The sequence below is a fragment of the Methylobacterium sp. Gmos3 genome (assembly GCF_056430985.1).
Genome location: NZ_JBWJYL010000002.1, coordinates 118,541 through 135,323 on the forward strand (window position 1 = coordinate 118,541; position 16,783 = coordinate 135,323).

Annotated in this window: 16 protein-coding genes and 1 tRNA gene; 4 read left to right on the top strand and 13 right to left on the bottom strand. The window is 68.8% G+C overall.

What is annotated here, in order from left to right; genetic code table 11:
* Positions 1-274 precede the first annotated feature (274 nt).
* The 9 genes from ACS5Q7_RS04010 to ACS5Q7_RS04050 all read right to left on the bottom strand — a co-directional run bounded on the left by ACS5Q7_RS04010 (position 275) and on the right by ACS5Q7_RS04050 (position 9,659).
* Positions 275-775: an SRPBCC family protein gene (locus ACS5Q7_RS04010; RefSeq protein ID WP_478338137.1), complete on the bottom strand. Its 501-nt coding sequence runs from the start codon at positions 773-775 to the stop codon at positions 275-277.
* A gap of 15 nt (positions 776-790) precedes the next feature.
* A complete protein-coding gene (locus tag ACS5Q7_RS04015) occupies positions 791-1,528 on the bottom strand; it encodes an ABC transporter ATP-binding protein (protein ID WP_478338138.1) in 738 nt (245 codons plus the stop codon).
* Positions 1,525-2,277, bottom strand: a complete 753-nt coding sequence (locus tag ACS5Q7_RS04020; RefSeq protein WP_478338139.1) for an ABC transporter ATP-binding protein — start codon at positions 2,275-2,277, stop codon at positions 1,525-1,527. Before ACS5Q7_RS04020 ends, ACS5Q7_RS04015 begins: the two co-directional genes overlap by 4 nt.
* A complete protein-coding gene (locus ACS5Q7_RS04025; protein ID WP_478338140.1) occupies positions 2,271-3,299 on the bottom strand; it encodes a branched-chain amino acid ABC transporter permease in 1,029 nt (342 codons plus the stop codon). Before ACS5Q7_RS04025 ends, ACS5Q7_RS04020 begins: the two co-directional genes overlap by 7 nt.
* Entirely contained in the window at positions 3,296-4,195 is a 900-nt protein-coding gene (locus tag ACS5Q7_RS04030; RefSeq protein WP_478338141.1) for a branched-chain amino acid ABC transporter permease, read from the bottom strand. The genes ACS5Q7_RS04025 and ACS5Q7_RS04030 overlap by 4 nt, the downstream gene beginning before the upstream one ends.
* Before the next feature lie 270 nt (positions 4,196-4,465).
* A complete protein-coding gene (locus ACS5Q7_RS04035; protein ID WP_478338142.1) occupies positions 4,466-5,701 on the bottom strand; it encodes an ABC transporter substrate-binding protein in 1,236 nt (411 codons plus the stop codon).
* 196 nt (positions 5,702-5,897) lie between these two features.
* Positions 5,898-8,285: a xanthine dehydrogenase family protein molybdopterin-binding subunit gene (locus ACS5Q7_RS04040; protein ID WP_478338143.1), complete on the bottom strand. Its 2,388-nt coding sequence runs from the start codon at positions 8,283-8,285 to the stop codon at positions 5,898-5,900.
* On the bottom strand, positions 8,282-8,797 hold the full coding sequence (locus ACS5Q7_RS04045; protein WP_478338144.1) for a (2Fe-2S)-binding protein: 516 nt from the start codon (positions 8,795-8,797) through the stop codon (positions 8,282-8,284). Before ACS5Q7_RS04045 ends, ACS5Q7_RS04040 begins: the two co-directional genes overlap by 4 nt.
* The gene (locus tag ACS5Q7_RS04050; RefSeq protein ID WP_478338145.1) at positions 8,787-9,659 is read right to left on the bottom strand and encodes an FAD binding domain-containing protein; all 873 of its coding nucleotides are present in this window, start codon (positions 9,657-9,659) and stop codon (positions 8,787-8,789) included. Before ACS5Q7_RS04050 ends, ACS5Q7_RS04045 begins: the two co-directional genes overlap by 11 nt.
* Before the next feature lie 97 nt (positions 9,660-9,756).
* On the opposite strand from ACS5Q7_RS04050, the gene ACS5Q7_RS04055 reads away from it, so the two are divergent.
* Together ACS5Q7_RS04055 and ACS5Q7_RS04060 are read left to right on the top strand one after the other, a co-directional pair.
* Positions 9,757-10,455: a TetR/AcrR family transcriptional regulator gene (locus tag ACS5Q7_RS04055; RefSeq protein WP_478338146.1), complete on the top strand. Its 699-nt coding sequence runs from the start codon at positions 9,757-9,759 to the stop codon at positions 10,453-10,455.
* A gap of 44 nt (positions 10,456-10,499) precedes the next feature.
* A complete protein-coding gene (locus ACS5Q7_RS04060) occupies positions 10,500-10,925 on the top strand; it encodes a cupin domain-containing protein (RefSeq protein WP_478338147.1) in 426 nt (141 codons plus the stop codon).
* Positions 10,926-10,997: 72 nt separating this feature from the next.
* On the opposite strand, the gene ACS5Q7_RS04065 is transcribed toward ACS5Q7_RS04060, so the two are convergent.
* The 3 genes from ACS5Q7_RS04065 to leuC form a co-directional block, all read right to left on the bottom strand.
* On the bottom strand, positions 10,998-12,209 hold the full coding sequence (locus tag ACS5Q7_RS04065) for an FAD binding domain-containing protein (RefSeq protein ID WP_478338148.1): 1,212 nt from the start codon (positions 12,207-12,209) through the stop codon (positions 10,998-11,000).
* A gap of 294 nt (positions 12,210-12,503) precedes the next feature.
* A tRNA-Leu gene (locus ACS5Q7_RS04070) sits at positions 12,504-12,588 on the bottom strand.
* 92 nt (positions 12,589-12,680) lie between these two features.
* Positions 12,681-14,093: a 3-isopropylmalate dehydratase large subunit gene (gene leuC / locus ACS5Q7_RS04075; protein WP_478338149.1), complete on the bottom strand. Its 1,413-nt coding sequence runs from the start codon at positions 14,091-14,093 to the stop codon at positions 12,681-12,683.
* A 191-nt stretch (positions 14,094-14,284) separates the two neighbouring features.
* On the opposite strand from leuC, the gene ACS5Q7_RS04080 reads away from it, so the two are divergent.
* Together ACS5Q7_RS04080 and ACS5Q7_RS04085 are read left to right on the top strand one after the other, a co-directional pair.
* Positions 14,285-15,253, top strand: a complete 969-nt coding sequence (locus ACS5Q7_RS04080) for a 2-hydroxyacid dehydrogenase (RefSeq protein ID WP_478338150.1) — start codon at positions 14,285-14,287, stop codon at positions 15,251-15,253.
* Positions 15,250-16,158, top strand: a complete 909-nt coding sequence (locus tag ACS5Q7_RS04085; RefSeq protein WP_478338151.1) for an AprI/Inh family metalloprotease inhibitor — start codon at positions 15,250-15,252, stop codon at positions 16,156-16,158. The genes ACS5Q7_RS04080 and ACS5Q7_RS04085 overlap by 4 nt, the downstream gene beginning before the upstream one ends.
* A gap of 4 nt (positions 16,159-16,162) precedes the next feature.
* Here the strand turns inward: ACS5Q7_RS04085 and ACS5Q7_RS04090 are convergent, their stop codons facing one another.
* Positions 16,163-16,777 carry a cytochrome b gene (locus tag ACS5Q7_RS04090; protein ID WP_478338152.1) on the bottom strand — a complete coding sequence of 205 codons (615 nt, stop codon included), beginning with the start codon at positions 16,775-16,777 and terminating at the stop codon, positions 16,163-16,165.
* Positions 16,778-16,783 lie beyond the last annotated feature (6 nt).

The window sequence follows — 16,783 nt, forward strand, 5'->3', positions numbered from 1 at the left end:
GCCTCGAAGGAGGGCTCCAGCCCGCCGCGCGATCCCTGGAGCCCTCCTTCGAGGCGGCTTCGCCGCACCTCAGGATGAGGGGAAGATCTGGAGAAGGCTGGCTGAAGCGACTCGTTCGGGTGCGGCTCTTAATCGCCCGCTCGACCGTCTTTGCGAGCTTGAGCGAAGCAATCCATGGCTAGCGGGCCGCTTCCGCATCGGGCGCCTCCCTGGATCGCTTCGCGTCGTTCGCAAGGACGATGTGGCCGAGCGACTAAAGTCCCTGCAAAACGCCTCAGCGGTCGACGACCGGATCGGCGACCTGCGGTCTTTCCTGCGACGCCGCCGCGTCTCCCGTCCCACCGAACTCGGCCGCGAACTTGCCGAAGAATTCGTCCGCCAGCTTGCGCGAGGTCGCCTGCATCAGACGCCCGCCGAGCGTCGCGATCTTGCCGCCGATCTCGGCCTTGGCGGTGTAGGTGAGGATCGTCTCGGCGCCCTCCTCCGCGAGGTTCACCACCGCGCGGCCCTTGGCGAAGCCCGCCATGCCGCCATTGCCTTGGCCCACCAGGGTGTAGCCCTCGGGTGGGCGCACGTCCTCCAGCCGGACCGTGCCCGCGAAGGTGGCCGAGACCGGCCCGATCTTCAGGGCAACCTTGGCCTTCATCTCATCCGGCGTGGCCTGTTCCAGCTCTTTGCAACCGGGGATGCAGCGGGCGAGAACCTGCGGATCATTGAGCGCCGCCCAGACGGCCGCGCGGGCGGCGGGGATCCGGTACTCGCCTGCGATGTCCATCCTCGTCTCCTTGTCTCAGACGGCGCAGTAGCGCGCCTGGATCTCGGGATCGGCCCGCAACGCGGAAGCCGGGGCGGTGTGGACGACGGCGCCACCATCCACGATGTAGACGCGGTCCGAGACGTCGAGGGCGAGTTCGACGTTCTGCTCCACCAGCAGGATCGTGGTGCCCGCCCGCTTCATCGCCACGAACTGCGCGAACATCTCCTCCACGAGGATCGGCATGATCCCCTCCGAGGGCTCGTCGAGGAGCACCATCACCGGCTCGGCCATCAGGGCGCGGGCGATGGCGAGCATCTGCTGCTCCCCGCCGGACATGGTGATGGCCTCCTGCTTGAGGCGCTGCTTCAGCCGGGGGAAGGTCTCGGCGATCACCTCGATCCGGCGGCCCTCGTCGCGGCGAGACACCCGCTCGCCCTTCGCCGCCAGGATGCCGAGGCGCAGATTCTCCTCGACCGTCAGGCCGGGCACGATGCGCCGCTCCTCCGGCACGTAGGCGAGCCCCCGGTGGAAGCGCTCGTGCGGTGGCCGGTGGAGGATGTCGGCGCCCGCGAAGCTCACCCGGCCCTCGCGCTTGGCGACGAGGCCCATGATCGCCTTCAGCGTCGTCGTCTTGCCGGCGCCGTTGCGGCCGACCAGCGTGACGATCTCACCGGAGCGGACCTTGAGAGATATCCCCTGCAGGATGTGGGAGTGGCCGTACCACGCCTTCAGATTTTCGACCGCCAGGAGCGGCGACGCCACGGCGCTCATGCGCTCTTGCCCAGGTAGACGCGGCGCACCTCGGCATGGGCGCGGATGTCGTCGGGGGTGCCCTCGGCCAGGAGCTGGCCCTGGTGCAGCACCACGAGGCGGCGGCACAGGCCCATCACCAGCTTCATCTTGTGCTCGACAAGGATCAGCGTCCGCCTCTCCGCCAGTCGCTGCACGAGGTCCATCATCTCGCGGGTCTCCTCCGGGCTCATGCCGGCGGTCGGCTCGTCGAGGAGGAGGAGCGAGGGCTCGGCCGCCAGCGCCACCGCGATCTCCAGGGCGCGCTGCTCGCCATGGGCGAGTTCGCGGGCGAGGCGGTCCATCCGGGAGGAGAGCCCGACCTCGCCGAGGAGCGTTTCGGCCCGCTCGGTCAGCTCGGGATAGCTCGACCGGTGGCGGAAGAAGGCGAAGCGCACGGCCCGCGCCTGGGCCGCCACCCGAACGTTCTCGCGCACGGTCAGATGCGGGAAGACGTTGGTGATCTGGAACGACTTGGCGATGCCCATCCGGGCGAAGTGGTGGGGCGCCGATCCGGTGATGTCCCGCCCCCGGAACAGCACCCGTCCCTCGCTTGGCGGGAACGCGCCGGAGATCAGGTTGAAGAAGGTCGACTTGCCCGCCCCGTTCGGCCCGATGATCGCGGTGATGCCGCCTTCGGGGAAGGTGACGCTCACCTCCGACAGGGCGCGGAAATGCCCGAACCGCTTGCCGAGCCCTTCGGTCGCGAGGATCGGTGCCGCGCTCACCATCCGGCCCTCCTCAAGCGGGCCAGCACCTCGCCCCAGATGCCGAGCGGCAGGAACAGCACGAAGGCGATGAAGATCGCGCCGACGAAGAGCTGCCAGTGGCTCGTCAGCGTCGCGAGCCCGTCCTGCAACAGGGAAAAGGTCGCCGCGCCCACGAAGGGGCCGAAGAAGGTCCCCATGCCGCCGAGCAGCGCCATCATCACCGCCTGCCCGGAGGTGGAGTAATGCATCGTCTCGATCGGCACGATCGAGAGGTGGATCGCCTGCAAGGCTCCCGCGAGGCCGCAGATCGCCCCGGAGATCACGAAGGCCACGAGCTTCATGCGGGCGACGTCGTAGCCGCAGGCCTGCGCCCGGCCCTCGTTCTCACGGATCGCTTCCAGGACGGCACCGAAGGGCGAGGACAGCAGGCGCGAGAACAGCCAGACCGCGACGGCGACCACCGCGAGCACGACGTAATACTTCACCAGCGGGTCGAGGAGGTTCAGCGTAACGCCCGGCAGGGCGAGGCTCGGGACGTTGATGCCGCGCAGGCCGTTCTCACCGCCGGTGAAGGATTCTGCGCGGTAGAAGGCGTAGTAGATGCACATCGACAGGGCGAGGGTCGTCATCGCGAAGTAGATGCCGCGCGTGCGGATCGCGAGCACGCCCATCAGGACCGCCAGGAGGGTCGCGAGCAGCGTGCCGGCCACGAGGGCGAGACCCGGATGCAGCCCGTATTGGGCGATGGCGATACCGCAGCCATAGGCCCCTCCCCCGAGGAAGGCGGCGTGTCCGAAGGACAGCAGCCCGGTATAGCCGAACAGCAGGTTGAACCCGAGCGCGTAGAGCCCGAGCACGAGGATGTTCACCGCGAGCGCCTGATAGGGCGCGATCCAGGGGAACACGAGGAGGAAGGCGAGCGTGAGGCTGACCCGGTGTCGGCTGGCGAGCGTCAGGAGCCGCCCGGTGCGGCCGGAGCCGGGCCGGGCCGAAGGGAGCGCGCCGCCCTTCGCGAGGGCCTGTCCGGGGGTGGGTGCGTTCATCCCAGCGCTCCCGCCCGGCCGAGGAGGCCTCGTGGGCGCACGAGGAGCACCAGCGCCATCAGGGCGAAGATCGCCATCTTGGTCATGTCGGGGGCGACCAGCGAGGTCATCGCCACGACGATGCCGACGAGGAGACCGGCCAGCACCGCCCCGGCGAGGGAGCCCATTCCACCGACCACCGTCACCACGAAGGCCTCGGCGAGCACGGGGATGCCCATCTCCGGCGTGACCCCCTGGAGCGGCGCCGCAAGGATGCCGGCTAGCCCGGCGAGCGCGCAGCCGAGGCCGAACACCGCGAGCCAGATCTTCGACATCTCGATGCCGAGCACCTGCACGATCTGCGGATCGCGGGCGCCGGCCCGGATCACGAGGCCGAAGGAGGTGCGCTCGATGAACAGCCACAGGGCGCCCACGACCACCAGCGAGAAGGCGATCAGGAACAGCCGGTACAGGGGGAAATACCCGATGCCCAGATCGACGGCGCCGCGCAGTTCCGGCGGCGCCCCGAACGGCAGGCCGGTGAGCCCGAAGGCGATGCGCACGGCCTCGATCATCACATAGGACAGGCCGAAGGTGAGGAGCAGCGGATCGTCGATGCCCCGCCCGTAGAGGGGGCGCACCAGCACACGCTCCACGACGAGCCCGAGGAGCCCCATCGCCAGTGGCGCCGCGACGAGGCTGACCCAGAAGTTCCCGGTATAGCCGTACAGGAACACGCCGACATACGCGCCGGCCATGAAGAACGCCCCGTGGGCGAAGTTCACGACGTTCATCAGCCCGAAGATCAGCGACAGGCCGATGCCGACGAGCACGTAGATCGCCCCAAGCGCGATGCCGGTGACAAGTTGCAGCGCGAGGAGATCGAGGGGGAAGCCTCCGAGAGTGATGTCGCTCATCGGGGGGCTCCCGGGTGGGGTGCGGACGCGGCAGACGGCGTTCCCCTCTCCCCGCTCGCGGGGAGAGGGCCGAGCCCCCCTTGTCGGGGGCGAGGCAAGCCCGAAGGGCGACGGTGAGGGGGCTCCCCGGATAAGCCTCCTACGGAAAGCCCCCTCACCTCCGGCTGCCGCCTCGTTTCGCCGACGACGAGGTCGGCAAAACCCTCTCCCCGCAAGACGGGGAGAGGGGATGCGCTCCCGATGACGAAGCCGCCCGATGCACTCACGCGATCACGCCTTGTGCCCGAGTTCGTCGCAGCCGCGCAGGTACTTCTCGTCCGGGCCTTCGGTGCCGAGGATCGTGAAGACGTCGTCGGGTGTCTTCATGTCCTTCGACTTCGCCTCGACGATCAGCACCGACTGCACCGACTGGTGGTCACACTTCCGGAAGCTCTGCGGGCCCTTGTAGAAATCGGCCTTCAGGTTCTCCATCGCGGTGACGACCTTGTCGGTCTCGGTGGAGCCGGCGGCCTTCACGCCTTCCAGCACCGAGCGGACACCGGCATAGCCCAGCGCCCCGTAATCGGAGGGCACGGCGCCGTTGTAGGCCGCGCGGAAGCGGTCGTTGAATGCCTTCGCGGTCGGCACGCTGTCTTCGAGCCGCCAGTAATACGACGTCCCGCCGATCACGCCATCGAAGGCGTCGCCGCCGGCCTTGCGGGCGGTGAAGAGAAGGATGGGCGCCACGAGCTTGGTGTTGCGCTTCAGGCCGAACTCGGTCGCCTGCTGGATCGAGACCACCTGATCCCGGCCGAAATTGCACAGGCACAGCACGTCGGGCTTCAGCGCCGCGATGCGCGGCAGGAAGGCCGAATAGTCGGAGGCGCCGATCGGGTGGCGGATGTCGGCCACGACCTCGATGCCCGCCGCCTCGCCCGCGCGCTTGAAGCCGCGCACCATCTCGTGGCCGTAGGCGTAGTCGGCGCTGAGGAAGGCGACCCGCTTGCCGGATTTCGGGAAGACGTAGCGGCCCACCGCCCCCGCCGTCATGTGCGGGTTCAGGGCCTCGTGGAAGGTGGTGCGGCCGAAATCCTTCGCCTCGTTGATCGCATCGGATTGGCTGATCGAGTTGTAGATCACCCCGCGCTCGCGGGCGACGTTGTTGGTCGACAGCGTCACCGCTGCCGAGAGCCCGCCGACGAGGAAGTTCACCTTGTCCTTCTCGATGAGTTCCAGCGTCCGGGTCGCCGCCTCGCCGGGGTTGAGCTTGTCGTCGCGAACCAGAAGCTCGGCGTTACGGCCCTGGAAGCCGCCGGCCTCGTTGAACTCCTTGATCGCGAGCTGCGCGGCGCGGACCTGATCGTTCGCCTCGGCCCCGAAGGCGCCGGTGAGCGGGGTGGGAAAGCCGATGCGGATCGGCCCACCCTGCGCGGCGGCGGAACGCAGGATCGCGGGGGCGGCGAGCGCCATCGCGGATGCGGCGGCGCTGCCCTGAAGCAGCCTGCGCCTGTCGAAGCCCGTTCCCATCCCCTCGTCCCTCCGTTGCAGTGGCGTTTCCTCGTGGGCCCGGTCTCTTGGGAGGACCGTGGCCCATGTTGTCCTCTTCGTTTTCCAACCTCACCACGTCATTGCGAGCGGAGCGAAGCAATCCGGGGATGCGCATTGTTCGGGGGCGTCCCGCTGCCCTGGATTGCTTCGCTGTCGCTCGCAAAGACGGTGGTGTTCAGATGAGCCCCAGCGCCTCCAAGACCACATCCGGCGTCACCGGCTGGCGGGAGACCCGGGCGTTCAGCGGCGCGAGCGCGTCGTTGATGGCGTTGACCACCGCCGCAGGCGCACCGGCCGTGCCCGCCTCGCCCGCGCCCTTGGCGCCGATCTCGGAGGATGCCGTGGGCGAGACGACGTGGGCGACCGCGATATCCGGCATCTCGCCCGCCATCGGGACGAGATAATCGGCCATCGAGCCGTTCAGAAGCTGCCCCTCGGAATCGTAGAGGCAGTGCTCGAACAGCGCCCCGCCGATTCCCTGGACGATGCCGCCCCGGATCTGCTCATCGACGAGGAGCGGGTTGAGGACGGTGCCGCAATCCTCGACGCACCAGTGCTTGAGGAGCGTGACGAAGCCCGTTTCCGCATCGACCTCGACGTAGGAGGCCTGCACGCCGTTGGTGAAGGCGAAGGGGTAGTCCTTCGGCACGTAGTGGCGGGTCGCCACGAATTCCGGCTGCACCCCCGGCGGCAGCGTGTCGGGCCGGAAGTAGGCGATGCGGCCGAGTTCCGAGAGCGCCATGCGCTCCGTCCCGCTCGACCCGTCCACCACCGCGCCGTCGCGGATGTCGAGGCTGTCCGGCTCGGCCTGGAGGATCGCGCCCGCCACCGCCAACACGTTGGCCCGCAGCGCCTTGCCTGCCTGCCAAGCAGCCTCGCCGCCGATGCCCGCCCCGCGCGAGGCCCAGGTGCCGCCGCCATAGGGCGTCGCCTGCGTGTCGCCGGTGATGACCTTCACCTTCTCCATCGGCACGCCCGTGGCGGTGGCCACGATCTGCGCGATGATGCCTTCCGTGCCCTGGCCCTGCTCGGTGACGCTCACGGAGGCGACGACGCCGCCCTGCGGATCGAGGCGGATCGTGCAGCCATCCTGCGAGGAGATGCGCGCGCCGCCGACGCCGTAGAACGCCGCCGAGGGGTTGGTGATCTCGATGAAGGCCGCGAGCCCGATGCCCCGGTAAATGCCCTGATTGCGAAGCCGCGCCTGCTCGTCCCGCAGGCCATCGTAGTCCATCATCGCCTTGAGCTTGGAGAGCGCCGCCTGATGCGACAGCTTCTCGAGCTTGATCCCCGAGACGCCGGCGCAGGGATAGGCGTCATCCGGGATGACGTTGCGCTCGCGGATCGCCAGCGGATCGAGCCCGAGCTTCTGCGCGCCGAGATCCACGAGCCCTTCCGCCACCATGGTGGCGACGGGGTGGCCCACCGCCCGGTACTGGCAGGTCGGCGATTTGTTCTGGAGCACCACCCGGGCGCGGGCGCGGTAATGCTGGTGGCGATAGGGACCGCCGGTGAGGTTCACGACCTGGTTGGCCTCCACCGCGCTGGTGCGCGGATAGACCGAGTAGGGGCCGATCCCCGTGAGGTCGTCCATGTCGAGGGCGAGGATGTCACCTTCGGCCGAGAACGCCATCCGCGCGGTGACGCGGTGGTCGCGGGCGTGGATGTCGCTCTGGAAGCTCTCCAGCCGGTCGGCGATGAACTTCACCGGCCGCTTCAGCATCAGCGCGAGGGCGCAGGTCGCCATCTCGTCGGGGTAGATGTGGACCTTGATCCCGAAGGAACCACCGACATCCTTGCAGATCACCCGCACCGCCCCTTCGGGGAGCGAGAGGTGCTTGCACAGGATGTCCTGCATCATGTGCGGCGCCTGGAACGAGTGGTGGACGGTGAGCATCCCATCCGCCGCCGCCCAATCGGCCATGATCGCCCGTGGCTCGAGGCAGACACCCGTGTGCCGGCCGAAATGGAAGGTCTCCTCGACGACGCAGGCTGCATCACGGAAGGCCGCGTCCACATCGCCGACATCGAGACACCGCTCGAAGGCGAGGTTGTCGCCGAGTTCGGCGTGGATCGGCGGGGTCTCGGGCGCCAGCGCCGTTTCCATGTCGACCACCGCCGGCAGCGGCTCGAAATCCACGGCGATGGCGGCGAGCGCGTCCTCCGCCTCGGCCCGGCTCCGGGCGACGACGGCGCAGAACGGTTCCCCGACCCAGGTCACGCGGTCGGTCGCCAGGGCGTGCTGGGGTGCCGAGCGCAGGCCCTTGAAGTGGCCGAGCACCCCGACCCAGGGGGTGCAGACCTCGGCGAGTTCCGGGCCCGTCACCACCGCGATCACGCCGGGCATCGCCTTGGCGTCCGCCGTCTCGACGGACAGGAGCCGGGCATGGGCATGCGGGCTGCGGAGGTACGCGACGTGGGCGAGACGGGAGGACACCGCCACGTCGTCCACATAGATGCCGCGCCCTTCCAGCAGGCGCCGCGCGTTCGGCCGGGGGACGGAGCGGCCGATATAGCTGTTCGGACGGTCGAGGAAGGTGAGGCTGCCCTGATCCGCGCTCATTCTGCGGCCTCCCGGCGGGCGGCCCGGCGCGTCTCGGCAGTCGTCGCGATGGCATCCACGATGGCGTGGTAGCCGGTACAGCGGCAGTAATTGCCCGAGATCGCCGCGCGGATATCCTCCCGCGACAGGTCCGAATGGTCCTCGGTGAGTAATTCGGCCGCCGTCACCAGCATCCCAGGGGTACAATAGCCGCATTGCAGGGCGTTGCGGGTGTGGAAGGCGTCCTGCAGGTCGCGGATGCTGCCGCTCTCCGTCAGCCCCTCCACTGTCTCGATGATGGCGCCGTCCGCTTGGACCCCGAGCATCAGGCAGGATCGCGTCGCCCGGCCGTCCACCAGGATCGTGCAGGCGCCGCAGACGCCGTGCTCGCAGCCGAGATGCACCCCGGTGAGGCTGAACGAGGTCCGCAGCAGATCACCGAGATGCATCCGCGCCGGAACGTGGGTCCGTACGGGCTCGCCGTTCAGCGTGAAGCTGATCGCGTGCTCGCGGTCTGGACTGTCAGACGCCATGGGAGCCTTCCTCGAGCATGGTCCCGTCGCGCATCCGGCCCGCCACCCGGCCGAGGACGACGCGGGCGAGATGGCGGCGCGTCGCGGCCTTGGCGGAGGGATCGTCCGGCGGATCGAGCTCGTCGGCCAGCGCATTCTGCGCCCCCGCGAGATCGCCCGCCTCCAGCGCGGCGGCGGCCTTTACCGCCAGGATCGGCCGGTCGGCTACGCCGAAGAAAGCGAGCCGCAAGTCGGTGAGCCCCGTCCCGCTCCGCTTCCCCGTCGCCGCGAGCCCAACGAGGGCGTAATCCCCGAGGCGCCGGGCCAGCTCCTCGAAGCCCCACACGGCATCCGCCTCCGCGACCGGGAACTCGATGGCGGTGACGATCTCGCCGGGTTCGAGGGCGGTCGTGTAGAGGCCGAGGAAGAAATCCTCCGCCGCGATGCGCCGCTCCGCGCTCGGGCTGCGCACGACGATGGTGGCGCGGGCGGCAAGGCAGCAGGCGGGCCATTCCGTAACGGGGTCGGCGAGGGCCACCGAACCGCCGATCGTGCCCCGGTTCCGGATCGCCGGATGGGCGATGTACGGCATGGCGGCGGCAAGCAGCGGCAGGCGCTGGCGCACGATGGCCGCGCCGCCGACATCACGGTGGCGGGTCATGGCACCGATCCGCACCACGCCGTCGGCCTCGCTGACGCCCGCGAGCTCCGGGATCGCGTTCAGATCGACCAGAAGGCTCGGCGCCGAGAGCCGCAGGTTCAGGGCGCTGACGAGACTCTGGCCGCCCGCCAGGGGAACGGCCTCGTCGCCATGCTCGGCGAGCAGGGCCAGCGCCGCGTCCAGGGATGCCGGACGCACATAGGCGAAGTCTGGCGCCTTCACGCGCGGTTCCTCCTCCCTGTGGGCTTGCCCCTAACCGCCCCGTGGGACAGGCTGGATGCCCTTATTGATCGTTCGCTCAATAGAAGGCGAAATCGGGATGACGTCAACTGGGCCGGCGGGGGAGACGAGCGCGAAGCCAGCCGGCCGGCGGCTGACGGCGCAGAGCCGCGAGCGCCAGATCGTCGAGGGGGCGATCGCCTATTTCGCGGAGGTCGGCCTCGACGGGCATACCCGCGAACTCGCCCGGCGGCTCGGCATCACGCAACCGCTGCTGTTCCGCTACTTCCCGACCAAGGCGGCGCTGATCGAGCGGATCTACGAGGAGGTCTACCTCAAGCGCTGGGATACTGGCTGGGAGGCGACGGTGCGCGACACCTCACAGCCCTGCCTCGAACGCTTCCGGCGATTCGAGATCGATTATCAGGGGCGGATCGACGATTACGCATGGCTGCGGATCTTCGTCTCGGCCGGGTTGAAAGGTTTCGACCTGCCGAGCCGCTATCTTGGACTTATCCGCGAGCGGATCTTCGCGCCGCTCCTCGAAGGAATGCGGGCTGAATCCGACCTCCCAAGCCCGCAGGACCAGCCGTTGACGACCGAAGAGTTCGAACTGCTCTTCGGCATCCATGGCGCCCTCGTCTATGTCGGCTTGCGTTCGCAGGTCTACGGGATTGAGGGAACGGCGAACCGCGACGCGGTGCGAGCCGCGATGCTCGACGCCGCCCTGCCGGGATTGCTCGCGACCCACCGCCGGCTCGTGACGACGGCGGCCCCCGCCAGGACGGCGCCACGGTGACTTCCGCGCAGCCTGCGCTAGTCTCGCGAGGGGAGGAACGCGCCATGGCTCAGACAACCGCACCGGTGGAAACGTCGCTGCCGCACCACCTTGCCCAGGAATTCGCCGAGGCCCGTACGAACGGCTGCGTCGGCACCAAGCTGCTCTCCGAGGATGCCCGCTGCCGGGTCTGGACCATCGTGCTGCCGCCGGGCGCCCGGATCGGCTTCCACACCCATGTCCTCGACTATTTCTGGACGGCCGTGACCTCGGGCCGAGCCCGATCGCATTACGGCGATGGCCGGATGGCAGAGGTCGATTACGCGGCGGGCGACATCCAGCACCTGTCCTTCGGACCGGGCGAATCGATGACCCACGACCTCGCCAATATCGGTGAGACGGAGCTGATCTTCACGACCGTCGAGTTTCTGGACAGCGCGAACGAGCCGCTCGCGCTTCCGACCCATCTTCCTCCGACGACGTCGTCCTGATCCCACAAACATTGCGCCCCTCCGGTCGCAATGATGGTTCGCGGGGGAGCCCCAAGTTTCGCGGAATTGGCCCTAGGGCGGTGGAACCGCCGTCCCCGCCATGACCGCCTCGGGCGTTCTAAACCGCTCGGCCGCCAGACGTTCGGCATCACCGTGCTGCTGCGCCTGCATATAGGCGCCGAGGTCTCGGCCCCGCGCCACGATGGCCGCGCCATAGGCGCAGCGGTTTGCATCGAAGGCGGAGAGCGCCGCCGCGACATCGCCCCTCGCGTCCTCCAACGCGTCCACCAGCGCGGCCGCATCCTCCATGGCTTTGGTCACGCCCATCCCGACATGGGGGCGCGCGACGAAGGCCGCATCACCGATCAGGGCGACGCCACGGGCCGGAACCATGGTGGGTGTCTCGATGTCCAGGATCGCTTGCAGGAACGGTTGGTCGGCACGCACCATGACCTCGGTGAACGGCGGTGCGAGAACCCGCTCCGCGTCGGCGCGCATGGCCGCCAGTACGTCAGGCTTGATCCGGCCCGGCGGGATCGACAGCGCATGGCGGACTCCGCCGGTATCGGTCAGCAGCGCGTTGAGTGCGGCCTCGGGCGTCGGCCTGTACCAGACCGCGTTGAAGCATCGTTTGGGCACCGCCTCCTCTTCGAGGCCGGAGACCGGGTAGCCGAGGATCTGTTCGCCCGGGGGCAGGCAGAACGCGAAATGGCCGCAGATCGCCTCGCGCGTCTCGGGTGAGAGCGCGGCCTCGTCCACGATCGCGCGCCACGCGATGTAGCCCGCGTAAGCCGGTGCGACGGCTGGCAGGAATTGCGCCCGCACCGTCGAAAACTGTCCATCGGCCCCGATGAGGAGGTCGGCCGTGACGCGACGGCCATCGGCGAAACACGCGGTAACGCAGTCCCCCTGCGGCTCGACCCGCGACAGCGCCGCATCGTAGCGAACGGTGCCTTGCGGCAGCCCGTCCAGCAGCAAACGGTAGAGGCGTCCCCAGCCCGCGAGGATCTGCGGAAGGCTCCGTTCCGCGATCACGCGCCCGTCGCGGTCGAGAACCCGGCGTCCCTCGACGATAACACCGAGATCCACCGCGCCGGCCGGGCTGCCGCAGCGTTGCAGCACCGCACGCAGTCCCGGATGCGTGACGATGCCCGCCCCCCGGCCCGTGAGCGCGGCCGCCGAACGCTCGAACACCGAGACGTCATGCCCGCTCCGCGCGAGCAGGCGCGCGGCGGTCAATCCAGCGATCGAACCGCCGATGACGACGATGTTGAGTTGCCGCATAGCGACCCCGAACCCACAGTTCGTCCAGCATACGCACAGCCGATAGGCGGCGCATTCCCAAAACATGCGGCTTCATGGGCCGAGATGTTGGGAAGGGAATTCGCCAGCGGCGGAGCGATCACCGCGCCGACGAAAGAGGCCCGGATGAGCCGCACAGCTAATAATTCGGAAAGCCTCTACGCTCTGCTGGCGGAGGCAACTCGAGACGAAGACCAAACACCTGTTTGCAGGTGGTGAGGTCTTCACTCTTTGCTGTGTTTTGATTTATTGCGGATCAGCGCTTTAGGCCGCTGATGGTGCCCAGGAAAGGACTCGAACCTTCACCTCTTGCGAGACTGGTACCTGAAACCAGCGCGTCTACCAATTCCGCCACCTGGGCTCGCCGCCGGCCTTGGCCAGCGACGGGGTTCGTTTAGGCGGCGCGGGGGCCTGCGTCAATCACGATTCCGCCGCGCCGTCATTTTCTCGTCGTCAGGCGCTCGGCCACTCGCGGATATCCACGAAACGGCCCGCCACCGCCGCCGCCGCCGCCATGGCGGGGGAGACGAGATGGGTGCGCCCGCGCGGCCCCTGACGGCCCTCGAAGTTGCGGTTCGAGGTCGAGGCACAGCGCTCGCCCGGCCGCAGCTTGTCGGGATTCATGCCGAGGCACATCGAGCAGCCCGGCTCGCGCCAATCGAAGCCCGCCGCCTTCAGGATCTTGTCGAGACCCTCGGCCTCGGCCTGCGCCTTCACGAGGCCGGAACCCGGCACGATCATCGCCGAGACGTTCTGGTGAACCTTGCGCTCACCCACCACCCGGGCGACCTCGCGCAGATCCTCGATCCGCCCGTTGGTGCAGGAGCCGATGAACACGCGGTCGAGGGCGATGTCGGTGATCTTCGTGCCCGGCGTCAGGCCCATATAGGCGAGCGCCTTCTCCTTCGATTGCCGCTTGTTCTCGTCGGCGATCTCGGTCGGGTCCGGGATGCGGCCCTGGATCGAAATCACGTCCTCGGGGCTCGTGCCCCAGCTCACCAGCGGCGGCAGGTTGGCCGCGTCGAGGCGCACCTCTCGGTCAAAATGGGCGCCCTCGTCGGTGACGAGGCTTTCCCAATAGGCCCGCGCCCGGTCGTAGGCCTCGCCCTTCGGCGCCTTCGGCCGGTCCTTCACGTAGGCGAAGGTGATGTCGTCGGGGGCGACCATGCCCGCGCGGGCGCCGCCCTCGATCGACATGTTGCAGATCGTCATCCGGCCCTCCATCGAGAGGGCGCGGATCGCCTCGCCGGCATATTCCATCACGTGGCCGGTGCCGCCGGCCGTGCCGATCTCGCCGATGATCGCCAGGATGATGTCCTTGGCCGTCACCCCCGCCGGCAGCCTGCCGTCGACGGTGATGCGCATGTTCTTGGCCTTCTTCTGCACCAGCGTCTGCGTGGCGAGCACGTGCTCGACCTCCGACGTGCCGATGCCGTGAGCCAGCGCCCCGAACGCGCCGTGCGTCGAGGTGTGAGAATCGCCGCACACGATGGTCTGGCCCGGCAGGGTGAAGCCCTGCTCCGGCCCGATGATGTGGACGATGCCCTGGCGCCGGTCGAGGGCGTCGTAGAACTCGATGCCGAAGTCGCGCACGTTCTCGGCCAGCGCCTCCAACTGGATGCGGCTGTCCGGGTCGTCGATGCCCTTCGAGCGATCCGTGGTCTGGACGTTGTGGTCCACGACGGCGAGCGTCTTGTTCGGCGCGCGGACCTTGCGGCCGGCGACGCGAAGCCCCTCGAACGCCTGGGGGCTCGTCACTTCGTGTACGAGATGGCGGTCGATGTAGAGGAGGCTGGTGCCGTCCGGCTGGACATCGACGACATGGTCGTCCCAGATCTTGTCGTAGAGGGTGCGAGGGCTGGTCATGGTCTTGCTGTCTTCGGGAATGGCCTCGGCGCGGCGCTGTCGCTCCTGTCCGAACCTCCTTAGTAAGGATCGGCGGGCGTTTTCGGAAGGGGCGCCGCGCGCCGCTTCTAGCCTAGGCCCGCTGCATCGGCGTATGGCCTAGCCTGCACTGCTCCTTTCCCAACTTCTCCCCCGTCATGAGGCCCGCCACGATGCCCGGAGCCGAGCCCGCCGAGATCCTGCTCCTGCGCAGGATGCATCCCCTGGTCGAGAACACCCTCGACAGCCGCTTCACGGTCCATCGTCTGGACGGTGCCGCCGATCCCGATGCGCTGCTTCACGAAGTCGGGCCGCGCATCCGAGGGTTGTGCGTCGGCGGCGGCGTGGACGGCGCGCTGATGGACAGGCTCCCGGCCCTCGAACTCATCGCGAATTTCGGCGTCGGCTACGATGCGGTGGATGCCAAGGCCGCCGCGCAGCGGAACATCATCGTCACCAACACGCCCGACGTGCTGACGGACGAGGTGGCGGATCTCGCCATCGGCCTCGCCCTTGCGACGATCCGTCGTCTGCCCCAGGCCGACCGCTACCTACGCGAGGGGCATTGGCCCAAGGCGCCCTTCCCGCTCACCGCCTCCCTGCGCGGGCGGCGTGTCGGCATCCTGGGGCTGGGACGGATCGGCCGCGCCATCGCCAAGCGGCTCGAAGGTTTCGAGGTCGAGATCGCCTATTACGGCCGCAACCGCCAGGAGGGCGTGGCCTATGCCTATCACGACAGCCCCGTCGGCCTCGCCAAGGCGGTGCATGTGCTCATCGTCGTCGCGCCGGGCGGCGCCGAGACGAAGGGACTCGTGAACGCTGAGGTGCTGGAGGCGCTCGGGCCGGAAGGCATTCTCGTCAACGTGGCGCGCGGCAGCGTGGTGGACGAGGCGGCCCTGACCGAGGCGCTGAAGGCGGGCACGATCCACGGCGCCGGGCTCGATGTGTTCGAGAACGAGCCGCATGTCCCGGCCGAGCTTATGGCGCTCGAAAATACCGTGTTGCTGCCGCATGTCGGCTCGGCGTCGGAGCACACCCGCACCGCGATGGCACAGCTCGTCGTGGACAACGTGCTGTCATGGTTCGAGGGGCGTGGGCCGATTACCCCCGTGTCCGAGACTCCCTGGAGTCCGAAGGCGTGAAGCCCGCCGTCACCTTCGCCTTCGCATCCGCCCTCGCGCTGTATCCGGTGGCGGGGTTCGCGCAGCAGGATGGGCTTTCCCCGTCGCTCGGGTTCTCCCTCGGCGCGCAGCCGCCCGAGAACACGATGACGCCCGCGCCCGCCCCGGGTCCGGCGCCGGCTCTTGCGCCCGCCGTACCGGCCATCCCCGAGGACACGCTGCCGACCAAGGTCGCGGAGGTGCCGGGCACCTGGGACCTGTCCAAAGACGGCACGAACCGGCGCTGCGTGATGACGCTGCTGCCTGATCGAGGACCGGCCGGGCAGAAGGTGAACTTCCCCGCCGGATGCCGCCGCGCCCTGCCCTTCATGGCCAAGGTCGCGGGCTGGCTCTATTCGGAAGAGGCGGTGCGGCTGGTCGATGCCAACGTTCGCCCGGTGCTGCCGTTCAAGCGCCGCCAGGACCGGCGCAGCTACGCCGCCACCGAGAACGGCGAGACCTACAGCCTCGTGCCCCTCGACACCGTGGGAATGCGTCCGCCGGGTGCGGAGCCTCCGTCGGCCGAGATGCCGTCGGCGACTCCTGCCGCCATTCCGGCGGCGGTGCCGTCGTCCTCGGAGGCCGTGGCTCCCGCCCCATCGCCGGCCCTGTTGCAGCAGGCCGGGACCTATCGCGTCGATCGCCTGCGCCAGCAGGGCACCTGCCGCCTCGGCCTCACGGCGGATGGCACGGTGAAGCTGCTGCCCGGATGCCGGGATGACGGCATCGAGGTGTTCGACCCCGTGACGTGGCGCTTCGCCGATGGCCGGATGACGATGGTGGCCAAGCGCGGCCACACGATCGATCTCGTCCCGAATGGAGACGGCGGATGGCGGCGCGATCCCGAAACGGGCGTCACCCTCGTTTTGCGCAAGGTGACGCCCTGAGCGTTCAGCGGCTGCCGCGCCCGTCCTGAACCGGCAGCATCCGCTCCAGCACGCCATCGCGACGAATGACGAGGTGCCACGCCGTGCCGGCGATGTGCAGGATCACGAGCAGGTACACGGCGAACTGGCCGAACACATGCACCGACTCGAAGGCGTTGTGCAGCGCCTCGTTCTTCTCCAGGCCCGGGATGGTGAACAGCCAGAAATACGGGGTCGAGCGGCCGGAAAAGGCGCTGAGCAGGTAACCGCTCACCGGCATGATCAGGAAGATCGCGTAAAGCAGCCAGTGGTTGACCCTGGCGACGAGTTCGAGGGCCTTCGGCGTCTTCGGATCGGCCGGCGCCGGGCTGATCATCCGCCACACGATGCGGATCGCCACCACGGCGAAGATGGTGAGGCCCACCGACTTGTGCAGCACGAACATCGTGCCCTTCGCCTCGCTGTTCGGAAGGGCGAGGGCGACCCAGGCGAGCGGCAGGATGGCGAGGAAGAGGATGGCCGTCAGCCAGTGCAGGGCCTGGGAGACCGGATTGTAGCGTGGGACGCCAGAGGCGGTGGTGTAGGTCGCCGGAAGGACCGGGCCGCCGGCCTGCCGCGCGGGTATCGAGGAACCAGACATACGCCC